14 protein-coding genes are annotated in these 13755 nt (G+C 70.3%); 6 read left to right on the top strand and 8 right to left on the bottom strand.

What is annotated here, in order from left to right:
- The first annotated feature begins 58 nt into the window (after positions 1-58).
- Positions 59-1333 (top strand): hypothetical protein, encoded by a 1275-nt coding sequence (locus AB0H78_RS12070; RefSeq protein WP_363234234.1) that lies wholly within the window; start codon positions 59-61, stop codon positions 1331-1333.
- Here AB0H78_RS12070 and AB0H78_RS12065 read toward each other — a convergent pair.
- The 3 genes from AB0H78_RS12065 to mshA form a co-directional block, all read right to left on the bottom strand.
- Positions 1330-3006, bottom strand: a complete 1677-nt coding sequence (locus AB0H78_RS12065) for a glycosyl hydrolase family 28-related protein (RefSeq protein WP_363234233.1) — start codon at positions 3004-3006, stop codon at positions 1330-1332. The genes AB0H78_RS12070 and AB0H78_RS12065 overlap by 4 nt on opposite strands.
- Before the next feature lie 125 nt (positions 3007-3131).
- The gene (locus AB0H78_RS12060) at positions 3132-3641 is read right to left on the bottom strand and encodes a YbjN domain-containing protein (RefSeq protein ID WP_363234232.1); all 510 of its coding nucleotides are present in this window, start codon (positions 3639-3641) and stop codon (positions 3132-3134) included.
- Positions 3634-4980, bottom strand: coding sequence for a D-inositol-3-phosphate glycosyltransferase (gene mshA, locus AB0H78_RS12055; RefSeq protein WP_363234231.1), 1347 nt, complete (start codon positions 4978-4980; stop codon positions 3634-3636). Before mshA ends, AB0H78_RS12060 begins: the two co-directional genes overlap by 8 nt.
- 157 nt (positions 4981-5137) lie before the next feature.
- Between mshA and AB0H78_RS12050 the strand changes: the two genes are divergently transcribed.
- The 3 genes from AB0H78_RS12050 to AB0H78_RS12040 all read left to right on the top strand — a co-directional run bounded on the left by AB0H78_RS12050 (position 5138) and on the right by AB0H78_RS12040 (position 8557).
- Complete coding sequence (locus AB0H78_RS12050; RefSeq protein WP_363234230.1) at positions 5138-5932, top strand: class I SAM-dependent methyltransferase; 795 nt, start codon at positions 5138-5140, stop codon at positions 5930-5932.
- A 152-nt stretch (positions 5933-6084) separates the two neighbouring features.
- Positions 6085-7122 (top strand): NlpC/P60 family protein, encoded by a 1038-nt coding sequence (locus AB0H78_RS12045; RefSeq protein ID WP_363234229.1) that lies wholly within the window; start codon positions 6085-6087, stop codon positions 7120-7122.
- Positions 7123-7324: 202 nt separating this feature from the next.
- Entirely contained in the window at positions 7325-8557 is a 1233-nt protein-coding gene (locus AB0H78_RS12040; protein ID WP_363234228.1) for a fused response regulator/phosphatase, read from the top strand.
- Between the two features lie 28 nt (positions 8558-8585).
- On the opposite strand, the gene AB0H78_RS12035 is transcribed toward AB0H78_RS12040, so the two are convergent.
- The 3 genes from AB0H78_RS12035 to AB0H78_RS12025 all read right to left on the bottom strand — a co-directional run bounded on the left by AB0H78_RS12035 (position 8586) and on the right by AB0H78_RS12025 (position 10032).
- Entirely contained in the window at positions 8586-8930 is a 345-nt protein-coding gene (locus tag AB0H78_RS12035) for a DUF2516 family protein (protein ID WP_363234660.1), read from the bottom strand.
- A 103-nt stretch (positions 8931-9033) separates the two neighbouring features.
- The gene (locus tag AB0H78_RS12030; RefSeq protein WP_363234227.1) at positions 9034-9609 is read right to left on the bottom strand and encodes a hypothetical protein; all 576 of its coding nucleotides are present in this window, start codon (positions 9607-9609) and stop codon (positions 9034-9036) included.
- A 30-nt stretch (positions 9610-9639) separates the two neighbouring features.
- Positions 9640-10032 (bottom strand): helix-turn-helix transcriptional regulator, encoded by a 393-nt coding sequence (locus tag AB0H78_RS12025; protein ID WP_363234226.1) that lies wholly within the window; start codon positions 10030-10032, stop codon positions 9640-9642.
- A 111-nt stretch (positions 10033-10143) separates the two neighbouring features.
- Here AB0H78_RS12025 and AB0H78_RS12020 point away from each other — a divergent pair, with 111 nt between their 5' ends.
- Positions 10144-10692: a DUF4279 domain-containing protein gene (locus AB0H78_RS12020; RefSeq protein WP_363234225.1), complete on the top strand. Its 549-nt coding sequence runs from the start codon at positions 10144-10146 to the stop codon at positions 10690-10692.
- Complete coding sequence (locus tag AB0H78_RS12015; RefSeq protein ID WP_363234224.1) at positions 10689-11576, top strand: LysR family transcriptional regulator; 888 nt, start codon at positions 10689-10691, stop codon at positions 11574-11576. Before AB0H78_RS12020 ends, AB0H78_RS12015 begins: the two co-directional genes overlap by 4 nt.
- Here the strand turns inward: AB0H78_RS12015 and AB0H78_RS12010 are convergent.
- Positions 11566-12321 carry an SDR family oxidoreductase gene (locus tag AB0H78_RS12010; protein WP_363234223.1) on the bottom strand — a complete coding sequence of 252 codons (756 nt, stop codon included), beginning with the start codon at positions 12319-12321 and terminating at the stop codon, positions 11566-11568. The genes AB0H78_RS12015 and AB0H78_RS12010 overlap by 11 nt on opposite strands.
- Before the next feature lie 86 nt (positions 12322-12407).
- Complete coding sequence (locus tag AB0H78_RS12005) at positions 12408-13745, bottom strand: ankyrin repeat domain-containing protein (RefSeq protein WP_363234221.1); 1338 nt, start codon at positions 13743-13745, stop codon at positions 12408-12410.
- Positions 13746-13755: the final 10 nt, after the last annotated feature.

Raw genomic sequence — 13755 nt, 5'->3', positions numbered from 1 at the left:
CAAAGAATCCGGTCCAACCCGTGTGCCGGCAGGGGTGATTCACCTAGGGTCTCGCCCCATGACCATGACACGAAGGACGATCATCAAGGGTCTGGCCGGCGCGTCGTTCGCCACGGCGGCGGGGGCCGCCATCGCTCCGTCGGTGGCGGAGGCCGCCCCGATCGACGCAGGGCAGTTCGCGCTCAAGGACCGGACCGAAAACCGTAACGGGGAACAGTTCGCCACGGTGAACGCGGCGCTGGCAGGGAAGCTGGGGAAGGCTTCGTACGAGACGGTCGTCGCCAGCGCCAACCGGGCGGCCACGCACGTCACTTCCGTCCCGGGGGTCTCCGCCTCCTACCTCGCGGACGCCTTCACCTGGAAGGCGGGCGACGGCGACACCACGGAATGGATACCGCAGGGGATAGCGACGAGCGCGGACGCGCTGGGGGACGGGGTGTATCCGGCGGGCGGCAAGCGCGTCGTGATGGTGGCCTGGTACGCCGACGTACCGGACGGCACGCTCGACAAGGGGCTGCGGATCAGCCTCGTCGACTACACCTCGAAGTCCGCCCCGGTGTACCGCCATGTCCTGCTGGTCGAGCCGGTGCTGACCTCGTCGGGGGCGCCGTCGTTCGCGCCGGTGCGCAAGCACGCGGGCGGCATCACCTGGTACGGGAATCATGTCTATGTCGTCGACACCTTCTACGGGTTGAGGGTCTTCGACCTCAACGCGATGTTCGAGGTCAACACCGGGGACGAGACCCTGTGCGGGCTCAACACCGCCGACGGCGAGTACTACGGCTACGGCTACCAGTACGTCCTCTCCCAGAGCCGCGCCTACGACAACGCGGGCAAGTACGTGCGCTACTCCGCCGTCGCCCTCGACCGCTCCAGCACCCCCGACTCACTGGTGGTCAGCGAGTACTCCGGCTCCACGCTCACCGACACCGACCCCGCCGTCACCTACACCGACGGCCCCTTCATCGGCACCGGCGCCCCGGTGAAGACCCCGAAGCTGGTGCGCTGGGAGGTGGACAGCACCACGCGTCTGCTGAAGTCCGTGGCCCCGAAGGAAGCGCTCACCGTCAAGCAGGCGAAGGTACAGGGCTCCGTCTGCAAGCTCGGCAAGCACTTCCTGTCGGTCAGCAACGGCCCCACCGGCAAGGGCACTCTGCGCACGCTCGCCTCGACGGCCACCACTCCGTCCGCCCTGACCGGACTTCCGGTCGGCCCCGAGGACCTGAGCCTGCACGCCGGGGACGCGGGTTCCTGGTCGTACGGCCAGGACGTGCTGTGGAACCTGAGCGAGTACGCGGGCTCGCGCTATGTGTACGCGGTCCAGACGAACTAGGCCCGCCGCAGCGCGCGTTGGGCGTCGTGGAGATTCTGGGGGTGTACGGATTCGGGGGCTCCGTACGCCTCCAGGCGCGTGTGGAGGTCCCCGGTGAAGTCGGGGACGTCGATCTGGTCGAACTCGGTCACCGTCGAGATCCCGACGCTCGCGCTCCACGGCGCCAGTCCGTCGATCCTCATCAGGCCCGCGCGGCCGTTGGTGACGCGGATGTTCCAGTGCGTGAAGCGGGCGCCGAAGAGGGGGCCCGCGCTCGCGTCGCCGCCGTGCCTGCCGTTGTTGTTCACGGTGATGTCCGTGCGGACGTTGGCGAAGGGCAGGCCGCGGTGGGAGTCGAAGGTGCCCATCTCCATCGTGCCGCGCGACCAGACGTTGTAGGAGGACAGGCCTTCCACATTGATGCCGTGCAGCTGGGTGTTGGCGGGTGCGGGGACCGTGCGCTGGGCGATCGTGAAGTCCTCGATGAGGTTGTCGTGGGAGCCCTCGCGGCAGAAGTACGGGTGGTGCGAGCCGCGGCCCTCGACGCGGGTGCGGGTGAGGGTGTTGGCGGAGGCGCCGACCAGGCCGAAGCCGTTGTCGACGTTGCGTACGGTGACGTCGTCCGCCCAGCAGTCGTACGCGCACTGGAAGGTCACCCCGTTGTAGCCCTTGTCCAGGAGGTGCTCGGACTGCGGGGTGAGGATCGCTTCGAGCGTGAGGCCTTCGACGCCGGAGTTCACGAGCGGGGTGACCGTGGTCGTCAGGCGGGGGTCCCACTCGGGGCGGATGTCGAGCGGAAGCGGGCGCTCCAGGGTGAGTTGGCGGCCGTGGACGCGGGTGATGCGGACCGGCCACTCGTAGGGGACGTAGGACGTGACCTTGGTCTTGTCGTCCCAGTAGTACGCCTCGGGGCCCGCGCCGCCGCCGGCCATGTGCTCCAGGAGCGTGTGGTCGGCGTCGTCGGCGAGGCGCAGGAGTACGAGGTCGCCGCGGCGGATGTGGTGCGTGTCGGCGACGGTGATCGTGCGGTCGCCCTGCTCGGCCGGCGCGACCGTGGTGAGGGTCTGCCACTCGTCGCGCTTGTTGCCGGTCCAGCCCTCGAAGGGCCAGGCCTTGGCCTGGATCGCGGCGGTGAGGGTGGCGAAACGGTCCTTCGGGCAGAGCCAGATCAGGCCGCCCGCCCAGGACCAGGAGGATTTCGTACCTCCGTAGCGGGAGCCGTAGACGCCGATGAGCTCGGTGAGGTTCTTCGTCGCGTAGAGCTTGGTGCGGGCGCTGCCGGCGCCGCGCAGCGTGACGTTGCTGTGGCCGATGCGGATGTAGTCGTCGATCCGGTACGTGCCGGCCGGGATGAGGACCGTGCCGCCGCCGCGTTCGCCGGCAGCGGCGACGGCACGGTTGATCGCGGGGGCCGAGTCGGTGGAACCGTCCGAAGTGGCCCCGTAATGGAGGACGTTGGCGACGACGGGGCGGCGGGGGTGGGTGCGTTCGCCGGTGCGGCGGCCCGCGCTGCCGATGTACGGGATCTGGGGGTGGGTGAAGGGGGCCTTGGTGAACTCCCGCCAGATGGGGGTGGTTTCGTCGCGGCCGCCCTGTCCTCGGGGTGCGGCGGACGCGATGCCTCCGGTCGCGGCGATCGCGGCGACGGCTGTCGCGCTGCCGAGAAGGCCTCGCCTGCTGATGCTGCTTCCCATGAGCCCACCTTCCATGGATGTGAACTGTGTTCACGTGTGCGTCGGCGGTGAGCATGCCACGGGTGCCCCTGGTGGGGAAGGGGTCGCGCAGCAGTGAACAGCCGTGAATCGCCCGCGTGGGAGCGCTACTTGGCGGGCTTCTGGGTCAGATGTGTGAACGCATCCAGATTCCGGGTCGACTCGCCCCGGGAGACCCGCCACGCGTACTCGCGGCGGATCGCGCTCGCGAAACCCAGCTCCAGCAGCGTGTTGAACGCACCGTCCGAGGCTTCGAGGACCACGCCGAGCAGGCGGTCCAGCTCGTCGGGGGTGATCGCGGCGAGCGGGAGCTTGCCCGCCAGGTAGATGTCGCCGAGCGAGTCGATCGCGTAACTCACGCCGTAGAGGCGGAGGTTGCGCTCCAGCAGCCAGCGGTTGACCGCTTCCTGGTTCTCGTCGGGGTGGCGGATCACGAACGCGTTGACCGAGAGCGAGTGCTTGCCGACGATCAGGGAGCAGGTCGTGGAGAGCTTGCGGGTGCCGGGCAGCTTCACGACGTACGAACCCGGTTCGGGGCTCTCCCACTCCAGCTCGGAGTCCTTGAAGACCTGCTCGATGACCTCGTGGGGCCCGTGGGGCGCGCGCTCGTCAGCCATGGTGCGAGCGTACGTGACGGCGGTGTTCGTGCACCGCGGCGGTGTAGACGTCCGCCGTCGCGGACGCGGCGGTGTCCCAGCCGAAGGAGCGGGCGTGCCGGGCGGCCGCCTCCCCCATGGAGTCCACCAGGTGCGGGTGGTCGATGAAGCGGCGCAGTGCGTGGGCGTACGCGGCCGGATCGTGGCCGGGGACCAGGAAGCCGGTCCGCCCGTCCCCCACCGCCACCGGAAGGCCGCCGACCGCTGCCGCGACGACCGGGGTGCCGGCCGCCTGGGCCTCTATGGCGACCAGGCCGAAGGATTCGTTGTACGAGGGCATGACCAGCACGGAGGCCGCCCGGAACCAGTCCGCGAGGCGTTCCTGGTCGACCGGCGGGTGGAAGCGGACGACGTCCGCGATGCCCAGGCGCGCGGCCAGCTTCTGCAGGCCCTCCGGCTTGGCGAGGCCGCTGCCCGAGGGGCCGCCGACCACGGGGACGATCATGCGGCCGCGCAGGGAGGGGTCCTCGTCGAGGAGTACGGCCACCGCCCTGAGCAGGATGTCGGGGGCCTTGAGGGGCTGGATGCGGCCCGCGAAGAGCGGGATGAAGGCGTCGCGCGGCAGGCCCAGGCGGGCGCGGGCGGCGGCGCGGCCGTCGGCCGGGCGGAAGCGGTCCAGGTTCACGCCGGGGTGGACGACGGCGACCTTGCCGGGGTCGGCCTCGTAGTGGCGTACGAGCTCGTCGGCCTCTTCGTCGGTGTTGGCGATGAGGCGGTCTGCGGCGCGGACGATCTGGGTCTCGCCGATGACGCGGGCCGCGGGCTCGGGGGTGTCGCCCTCGGCGAGTGCGGCGTTCTTGACCTTGGCCATGGTGTGCATGGCGTGGACCAGGGGGACGCCCCAGCGGTCGGCGGCGAGCCAGCCGACGTGGCCGCTCAGCCAGTAGTGGGAGTGGACCAGGTCGTAGTAGCCGGGGCGGTGTCCTGCCCAGGCCTGCATCACGCCGTGCGTGAAGGCGCAGAGCTGGGCGGGCAGCTCCTCCTTGGCGAGCCCTTCGTACGGCCCCGCGTCGACGTGGCGGACCAGGACGCCGGGGGCCAGCTCGACCAGGGGCGCCAGGCCGCCGGTGGTGGCCCTGGTGAAGATCTCGACCTCGATGTTGATCGCGGCGAGGCGCTTGGCCAGCTCGACGATGTATACGTTCATGCCGCCCGCGTCGCCCGTGCCCGGCTGATGCAGCGGTGAGGTGTGCACGCTGAGCATGGCGATCCGGCGGGGCCTGCGACTGCCCGCGAACAGGCGCGAGGGCCTGGCGGGGGTGGCGAGGCGGCTCCCGAGCCGGGACACGTACTGGGTCACGTGGGTCCTCTCGTCGCTCGGGCAGGTCCGGCCGGTTTGGGCAGGCCCGACCGACAGGGCGCGGCTACCCCGTCAAAAGGCGAAACCAGCGGAACCCTCTCTTTCATTTCCACTTTGCCAAATGATTACCTCGACACTTCTCGCATACCCTCGCCTTATGGCCCCGCCCCACTCCCGCCCCGTCGGCGCCGTCACCCGCGGGACCACCAACCCCAACCGGCTGCGCCGCATGGACCGCTGGATCGCCGCGGCCCACGGGCGCGCGCTGGCCTCCGCCGACGACCCCCTGGCCGTCGATCTGGGGTACGGAGCCGCCCCCTGGACCGCGGTCGAGCTGCTCGCGCGGCTGCGCACCGCTGCGCCGGCGGCCGAGGTGGTCGGCATCGAGATCGAGCCGGCCCGGGTCGCGGCGGCGAAACCGTACGAACGCGAAGGCCTGACCTTCGCGCACGGGGGCTTCGAGGTGCCGCTGCCCGGCGGGCGGCGGCCGCTGCTGATCCGGGCGGCCAATGTGCTGCGGCAGTACGACGAGGAGGCGGTCGGCGCCGTCTGGGAGCGGCTCCGCGCGCGGCTGGCGCCCGGCGGGCTGCTGGTGGAGGGGACCTGCGACGAGATCGGGCGGCGGCATGTGTGGGTCGCACTGGGACCCGAAGGGCCGCGCACAGTGACCTTCGCGACGCGGCTCGGCTCGCTTCAGCGCCCCTCGGACCTGGCCGAGCGGCTGCCCAAGGCGCTGATCCACCGCAATGTGCCGGGCGAGCCGGTGCACGCGTTCCTGCGGGACTTCGACCGGGCATGGGCGGCCGCGGCTCCGTACGCCTCGCTCGGGGCGCGGCAGCGCTGGATCACGGCGGTGCGTGAACTCTCGGCGGACTGGCCGCTGACGGACGATGCCCGCCGGTGGAGGCAGGGCGAAGTGACGGTGAACTGGTCGGCGCTGGCACCTCGTTAGGGCGCACGCGGGGAACTCGTGGGGGATCTTGTTCGTATTCTCCGTATCCGTATGTGGCAGGTGTACGCCTCTGTCGCATTCGAGGGGGGCGTGGCAGTATCGCGCTGACCCGCTAAGTTACTGACGGTAAATCAGCTCTGGAGGGGGAGCTCGTGAACCGACGACGCCGAGCCGCTGCCGCGATCGCCCTGGTCTGCGCACTGACCATGCCGGTCCTTCACGCGACTGCCGCGCACGCCGATCCGCACGCGCCCAAGAAGAGCCTCGAAGAGGTACGCCAGGAGATCGACGACCTCTACCGCAGGGCGGGGGCCGCCACGGATGCGTACAACCTCGCCGTGGAGGAGGCCAAGAAGCAGTCCGCGGAGATCGTCGGGCTCGCGAAGTCGATCGTCGCCGGCCAGGAGAAGATCGACAAGCTGAAGGCCCAGGCGGGGGCGCAGGCGCGCGAGCAGTACCGCAGCGGCGGGCTTCCGGTCGGCGCGCAGATGATGCTCAGCGGCGACCCCCAGCAGTTCCTGGACGGGGCTGACCGGCTGCGGGCGGGGCAGCAGGCGACGTCGAACCTGCTGGGCGAGCTGAACCAGACCCAGGACGACCTCGCGGCGTACACCAAGGACGCGGGCACCAACTGGACGAAGCTGGAAGCCAATCGCATCAAGCAGGCGAAGAGCAAAAAGCAGATCACGGAGCAGATCGCCGCGGCCAAGAAGCTGGAGTCCTCGCTGGAGAAGGAGGAGCTGGCGCGGCTGCTGAAGCTGGAAGAGGCGCAGGAGTACAAGGCGCAGACGACCTGGCTGAGCACCGGAATACTGAACGAGATCAACAGCGAGGCGAGCGCACAGGGGAAGAAGGCGGTGCAGTTCGCCGCCGCGCAGATGGGCAAGCCGTATGTATGGGGAGCCGAGGGGCCCAAGTCGTACGACTGCTCGGGGCTGACCTCGCAGGCCTGGCTGGCGGCGGGGCACCCCATCCCGCGGACCTCGCAGGAGCAGTGGGCGCAGCTGCCGCATGTGGCCATCAAGGACATGCGCCCCGGCGACCTCATCATCTATTTCAGTGACGCGACCCACGTCGGGATGTATGTGGGGGACGGCGCGATCGTGCACGCACCGCGTCCCGGACGGAATGTGACGATGACCGGGGCGGGCTCGATGCCGATCCTGGGTGTCGTACGGCCTGACAAATAAACCCCTCCGGAGGGGTCTCCGGCGTGATGTATCTCATCCGTGGGAAGGGCGCCGGTGCCCAATTGCGGTACAGGATGCGGCATATGACGCTGGCCGGTTCGTGCCCGCCATTCCGTAGGAGCCGCAGCTAACGCTATGGTCCCCGACGGTGGGACGTCGTTCGTCGTTCCGCGCCCTCGGGGGGAGGGAAGGAACCGAAGCGATGGAGAGCGGTCAGGCCGTTCTGCCCCACCAGACCAGGGGGCAGTCCACAGACAGCACGGCAGCAGGCGCGACGGGATCGACCGGTTACACCAGCCTCAACCTGCTGGTGATCCAGGACGACCCCGCGGGCACGTTCTCCGTGCCCGAACCGCTCGACGCCGCGGGGACCCGCGTCCGTGTCCGCACCGCCCGCAACCTCACCGAGGCCGAGCGGCTCCTCACCGACGACGTCCACTGCATCCTGCTCGACCTGGCGATGGGCCCCGCCGCCCTGGACCACGTCCTGCGCATCGCGCCGCGCCATGCCGTCCTGGCCCTGGCGGGGGACGGCCACGGCCCCGAGGACGCCGCCGAGGCCGTACGGACCGGCGCCCAGGACTGCCTCTCCCGCGACGAGCTGGACGGGCGGCTGCTGAGCCGGGCCATCCGGTACGCGGTGGAGAGAAAACGCGCCGACATCGCCCAGTACAAGCTGGCCGAGTCCCGGCTGCACGCCCAGGAGAACGCCCGCCTGGAGCGCGGCCTGCTCCCCACCCCGCTGCTCCAGGGCTCCGACCTGCGCTTCGCCGCCCGCTACCGCCCCGGCCGCTCCCGCGCACTGCTCGGCGGCGACTTCTACGACGTCGTGCGCACCCCCGACGGCACCGTCCACGCGATGATCGGCGACGTCTGCGGCCACGGCCCCGACGAGGCGGCGCTCGGCGTCCAGCTCCGTATCGCCTACCGCGCCCTGACCTTCGCGGGCCTGTGCGGGGACGAGCTGCTCTCCACCCTCCAGCAGGTCCTGGAGAACGAGCGCGAGAGCGAGGAGCTCTTCGCCACGCTCTGCACGGTCGACATCGCCCCCGACGGCCGCCGCGCCGGCCTCAGCCTCGCCGGCCACCCGGCACCGCTGATCACCCGGGGCGACGGGCCCTCACAGCTCCTCCCGTACGAGAACGGCGGCCCGGCGCTCGGCCTGCTGCCGCGCGCCCGGTGGCCGCGCCGCCAGGTCGAACTGGGCGGCGCCTGGAGCCTGTTGATGTACACGGACGGGCTGATCGAGGGCCGTATCGGCCAGGGGAACCAGCGCCTGGGCCAGGAGGGCATGCTGGAGATGATCGACCGCCAGACCGCGGCGGGCCTGGGCGGCGAGAGCCTGCTGGAGGCGGCGGTCGCGGAGGTGCGCGACCTCAACGGGGGCGAGCTGACGGACGACGTGGCGGTACTGCTCCTTGAGCGGCGCCGCTAGCAGCGCCCCTCGCGGCGGGCCCAGGGGGTCAGCGCCCGCCGTTGTACGGCCCGTAAGGCCCGTCGCTGCTGGAGCCACCGCCCCGGCGGCCCCGGCCGCCGCCACCACTGACCTGCTTGAGCGCGGGCCGCACGTCCACGAAGAACACGATGGACGCGACGAGCCCCGCGAGCTGCAGGAACAGCATCGGCACGAACAGATTCACCGCGACGACGATGCCCAGAATGATCAGCCAGAACGGCTTGGTCTTCTTGTCCGCGGCGCGGTAAGCGTCCTCCCGGGCCAGCGCGGCCAGCACGAAGGCAGCCACCGCGAGCACCAAAATGGCGGTAAAGATCAGCCACATCAGGCCGCCGAATGCCGACATCAGCACAACGCCCACCACCTATCCATGTCGTCCAGTACGCGGGTCACCGTACCCGTAACAACGGGCCGGACACCCCCATGGTGCCCGGCCCGTCACTGTTCGCGAAGCGTCACTTGGCGGGCGGCGTCGTCTTCTTGGCAGCGGCCGTCTTCTTGACCGGAGCCTTCCTGGCCGGAGCGGGCTTGGCCTCGGCCTTGGCGGCCTTGGGCTCCTCGGCGACGACCGGCTTCTTCTCCTGCTTCGTCTCCTCATCGGGCTCGACGACCGCGGCGATCTCGACGATCTCCTCGGCGGCCTCGCCACGCCACTGCTTCACGGCCTGCTCACCGTGCTCGGCGACCTTCTCGTACGCCTCGCGCGCCTTGACCGCGTACTCGGCGGCCAGGCCCACGCCGCGCAGCGCCAGGTCCTGAGTCGTCTCACCGATCTTCTTCAGGTCGGTGTCGATGGTGGAGAAGATCTCGTTGAACTTGGCCTGCGCACCGGCCTGGGCTTCCTTGGCCTGCGCAACTGCCTTGTCCTGTACGGCCTTCGGGTCGGTCTTGCGCACGGCGTCGATACGGGCCGGGGCCTCGGCCTGGATCTTCTCGATCAGCGCCGGAACCTTCTTCGCCTGCTGCACGGCGTAGTCGGCCGTGCCGGCCGCGAAGTAGATGGGGGTGCGCAGTTCATCGGTAATGGCCATGACTGTGGTCCTCCCGGATCCATTCAATGCTTACGAGGGTGTGCCGGCATCCGCATCTGCCGCGAGCCCGTCCGCGCCGTTCTCCTTGCGGAAGGACTCGTAGATCTGGAGCAGCGCCTGCTTCTGCCGCTCATTGATGGAGGGGTCCGCCAGAATGGCGGCCCGCGTCTCCAACTCGTCCTGCTCCCGCTCCCGCTCGTCGAGGATCCCGGCCTGCACGTACAAGGTCTCCGCGGAGATCCGCAGCGCCTTGGCCAACTGCTGCAGAATCTCCGCACTCGGCTTGCGCAGGCCGCGCTCGATCTGACTGAGGTACGGGTTGGACACCCCGGCGGCATCGGCGAGTTGACGCAACGACAGCTGCGCGTTGCGCCGCTGTTCGCGCAGATACTCCCCGAGATTGCCGACGTTGAGCGATGCCATGCCCCGATGCTGCACCCTCCCTGCTAACTTTTGCAAGCGCCTGCTTGCAAAAGTGTTCCACGCCACGGGCGGGCGGGGCACCGCAATCGCTCACCCGAGTATCTTCCCCGAGTGCCCCTTCATCAGTACGTCTACTTCGCACTGTTCAGCCGACACACGTCCGCGGCGGAGATGGCCGAGCTGCTGGGCATCGAGCCCGACGAGGTCTCTGTCCGCGGCAGCCGCTCGACGCATCCTGCGGTGATCCCTGTCGAGCACTCCTGGAAGATCGTCTGCCGGGAGCCCGGGTTGCGCGTGGACGAGCAGGTCGCCCATGTCCTGGACCGGCTACGTCCCCACGCAGACCGCATCGCCGGACTTGCCGGTCAGCTGTCTGCGGAGGAAAGCGGCGGAGCAGTGCTGGAGATCGTGCGTTACTTCAACGACGTCGAGCACGACCAAGAGCAGCTCGAGCCGGACAGCCCGGAGCAGCCTCCCCACCTCTTCGGCTGGCACCTGGACAGCGACGTACTGGCCTTCCTCGCCGCCACCGGCGCCGCGCTGGACGTCGACGAGTACGACATGACCCCGGACGAGGGAATCCCCGCCGCCGGCGCCGGGTTGCCTGCTACGACAGCGGAAGCGCCGACAGGGCCAGCGGAGGAGGACCGGAGTCGATGAGTCTTCGGCAGTACGAGTACGCCCTGGCCGTTGCCGAAGAGGGCTCCGTGACCGCCGCCGCGGAGCTGTTGCGCGTCGCGCAGCCGTCGGTGTCGCAGCAGATCCGGGGGCTGGAGCGGGAGCTGGGCGTGGAGTTGTTCGCCCGTACGCCTACGGGGCTGGTGCCGACCGTGGTCGGGCGTGCGTTTCTGCGGGAGGCCGAGGTCGCGGTCAGTGCGTCGCGGCGGGCTCGGGCTACCGCGCGGGCCGGGGCCGATGAGCTGGTGGGCGAGCTGGTCGTGTCCGTGCAGATGGGGTTCGGGACACGGCAGCTGCCGGGCGCGCTCGGTGCGCTGCGGCGCCGCTCGCCGCGCCTGGAGGTGACCGTCTTCGAGGAGCCGAGCTCCGCCGAACTGGAGCGGCTCTGCCGCCGGGGTGCGGTGAACCTCGCCCTGATGGCGGCGTGCGAGCGGAGCCCCGCCGACGCCCATCACCTCGGCGACGAGGAGTTCGTCGTGGTGCTGGGCGAAGGGCACCCACAACTCGCCGCCGAGCGCGTGGAGTTGAGTGCGCTGGCGGGCGAGGCGTGGGTGCGGTTCGACCGGGACAGTGCGCTCGACGGCGTACTGCTGAACGCGCTGCGGGAGGACGATCCGGCCCCGGTCACCGCCGCCCGCGTGTCGCAGACCGCGACTGCCGTGCGCTGGGCCGCCCAGGGGCTCGGGGTGACGCTCGTACCGGCGTCCGCGGTGCCCGATGGGTACGAGCACCTCGTACGGCCGGTGTCCCCTGCCGTGTCCCAGCCCGTGATCGCCGTGCTCCGGCAGGGTGCGGGACCGGCGGAGGCGGCTCTGCTCGAATTTCTCCGTCAGGAGAACTGGAGCGAATTCGCATTCAGCCCCTAGGGAATTCACCGCCGTCGATGACCACATTGCTGCCGGTCAGCCAGTCGGCCCGGTCGGACACCAGGAAAAGCACCGCATTGGCGATGTCGTCGGGCCGGCCGTCGCGCCCCAGCGGGGTGGTGTCGTCGGCGTTCGTCGGGCCGGGCGCCACGCTCAGGTTCGCCCACTGTTCGCGGGTCGCCTCGCCGCCGGGGGTGGTGACCCTGCCCGGGGTCACGGTGTTGACCCGGATTCCGGAGGGCGCCAGCTCCAGGGCCAGACCCCGGCTGTAGTTCTCCAGCGCGGCCTTCGCCGCCGTGTAGTGCAGGAACGGCCCCATCGGGGTGCGGACCGCAGCCGAGGAGACGTGCACGATCCTGCCCGTACGCCGCTCCCGCATCCCCGGGACCAGCAGCGCGTCCAGCCGTACCGAGGCCAGGTAGTTGAGGTCCAGCGCGTCCTGCCACTCCTCGTCGGGGATGGCCGAAGCGTCCTTGTACGGGCTCGCCCCACCCGCGTTGTGGACCAGAATGTCCACCCCGCCGAGCTCCTCCCGCACGGCCGTGGCGACCGCCTCCGCACCGGCCCGCGTCCGTACGTCGGCCGCCACGAAGGCGGCCCCGTCGGGCGCCGTGCTCGATGCCGAACGGGCCGTCGTGAGCACTTCGGCGCCCGCGTCCAGGAGTTGGCGCACGATGGCGGCGCCGATTCCACGCGTACCGCCAGTGACCAGGGCACGCTTTCCTGCGAATTCCTGCGTTGTCATTTCGTCGGTCCTCTCGATCCCGTAATGGCTGGTTTCACCGTACGTACGGAAAAGAATGCGAGGCAAAGACGAAATAGCAGTACGCGCTATAGGGGATTCCTATGCCAGTCCCACAGTGCGCTCACCCGGTGGTCGTCTCCGTGGTCCTCGGCGAGAGGGCCCACGCGGTCGGCCGCCTCGCCGGTTCGTGGGTCGTCGCGCAGGGCCAGGCCGTACGCCGCTTCCAGGCGGGTCAGTTGGTCGTCCTCGTCGAGCAGTCCCCACAAGGCTTCGGAGACTTCGGGCGTGCGGACCCGGCACGCGGCGAGATCCGCCGCGACCGCACCCCGGATCCGCGTGTCCGCGTCCACGGCCAGGATCAGCAGCGCCTGGGTGACCTGTGGGAGCAGGACCTCGTCCCGGATCCCCGCTCGGCACGCGTTCAGTCGGACGTCGGCGTCGCGGTCGTGCATGAGGGTGAGCAACGCTTCCCGGGCCTCGGGGGTGAGGGGCTCGTCGAGCGTGGGGAGGCCGCAGGGGACCTCTCGGCGTACGCGCGGGTCGGGGTGGTCGATGTGGCGGAGGACGATCGCCCGCATGCGCGGATGCTCGTGCTCGGTGAAGGCGTCGAGCACCTTCGCCAAGGTCTCGCCGTCCGTCTCCTCCGATGCCCAGGCGGCCAGGAAATCGGCCTCCTCGTTCTCGGCTGTGGACCCGCCGGTACCGACGATCGCCCGCATCCACAGGCAGAGCACCACGAAGCGGCGGTGCAACGGGTCGGGGTGGTGGCGGTAGGCCAGCACCGCCGAGCGCGTTTCGGTGCTCCCGCGCCGGCCGAGCACCGAGGCGGCCTCCCACCAGTCCACGTGGTCCTCGTCCTGGGGGAGAACGGCACGGCGGATGAGTTCTTCGACCGGCGTCAGGATGCGAAAGGCCCATTCCATCGAGGTCAGGATGGCGCCGTGTCCGGCTCGTACGTCCTGGCCGCCCAAGGAGACCTGATCGACAGAGGTGTACGGGTCGTCCAGGATCTGGAGCCTGGTCGCGGGCCCCGGCGCCCCCGTCCTGCGCCGTAGCTCCGCTTCCGCGCCCGTCTCGTACCAACTCCTGGCCAGGGCAAGGAGTTTCGTACGCGCGTCCTCCGGCAGCCGCAGGCGCGGCTCCTGCCCCAGGACCGCCGTGAAGACCGCCGGAGAGCCGCCGTCCACGGCGCGCCACAGCGGTGTCGTCCCGTCGGGCAGTACGCAGTCGGGGTCGGCCCCGCCCTCCACCAGCGCCTCGGCCACCGGTGCGTCGTACGCCGCCACCGCCGTGCACAGCACGGGCAGCCCGTCCGCACCCGTCTCCTCGTTCGGATCCGCGCCCAGCGCCAAGAGGTTTCGCACCGCAGTGACGTTTCCCGCCCGCACCGCGGATACAAGGCTTTCCGCACGCACCGTTCCCATCCCCTCCCCT

Source organism: Streptomyces sp. NPDC050738 (assembly GCF_040654175.1).
Lineage (GTDB): Bacteria > Actinomycetota > Actinomycetes > Streptomycetales > Streptomycetaceae > Streptomyces.
Note: the sequence above shows the minus strand (reverse complement) of the source record. Positions and strands in the feature narration are given on the sequence as shown.

What these genes read in the sequence shown, in the direction of transcription:
- AB0H78_RS12070 (WP_363234234.1), top strand. Translation starts at nt 59, where the DNA reads ATGACCATGACACGAAGGACGATCATCAAGGGTCTGGCCGGCGCGTCG.
- AB0H78_RS12065 (WP_363234233.1), bottom strand. Translation starts at nt 3,006, where the DNA reads ATGGGAAGCAGCATCAGCAGGCGAGGCCTTCTCGGCAGCGCGACAGCC.
- AB0H78_RS12010 (WP_363234223.1), bottom strand. Translation starts at nt 12,321, where the DNA reads ATGACAACGCAGGAATTCGCAGGAAAGCGTGCCCTGGTCACTGGCGGT.
- AB0H78_RS12050 (WP_363234230.1), top strand. Translation starts at nt 5,138, where the DNA reads ATGGCCCCGCCCCACTCCCGCCCCGTCGGCGCCGTCACCCGCGGGACC.
- AB0H78_RS12040 (WP_363234228.1), top strand. Translation starts at nt 7,325, where the DNA reads ATGGAGAGCGGTCAGGCCGTTCTGCCCCACCAGACCAGGGGGCAGTCC.
- AB0H78_RS12015 (WP_363234224.1), top strand. Translation starts at nt 10,689, where the DNA reads ATGAGTCTTCGGCAGTACGAGTACGCCCTGGCCGTTGCCGAAGAGGGC.
- AB0H78_RS12005 (WP_363234221.1), bottom strand. Translation starts at nt 13,745, where the DNA reads ATGGGAACGGTGCGTGCGGAAAGCCTTGTATCCGCGGTGCGGGCGGGA.
- AB0H78_RS12025 (WP_363234226.1), bottom strand. Translation starts at nt 10,032, where the DNA reads ATGGCATCGCTCAACGTCGGCAATCTCGGGGAGTATCTGCGCGAACAG.
- AB0H78_RS12030 (WP_363234227.1), bottom strand. Translation starts at nt 9,609, where the DNA reads ATGGCCATTACCGATGAACTGCGCACCCCCATCTACTTCGCGGCCGGC.
- AB0H78_RS12060 (WP_363234232.1), bottom strand. Translation starts at nt 3,641, where the DNA reads ATGGCTGACGAGCGCGCGCCCCACGGGCCCCACGAGGTCATCGAGCAG.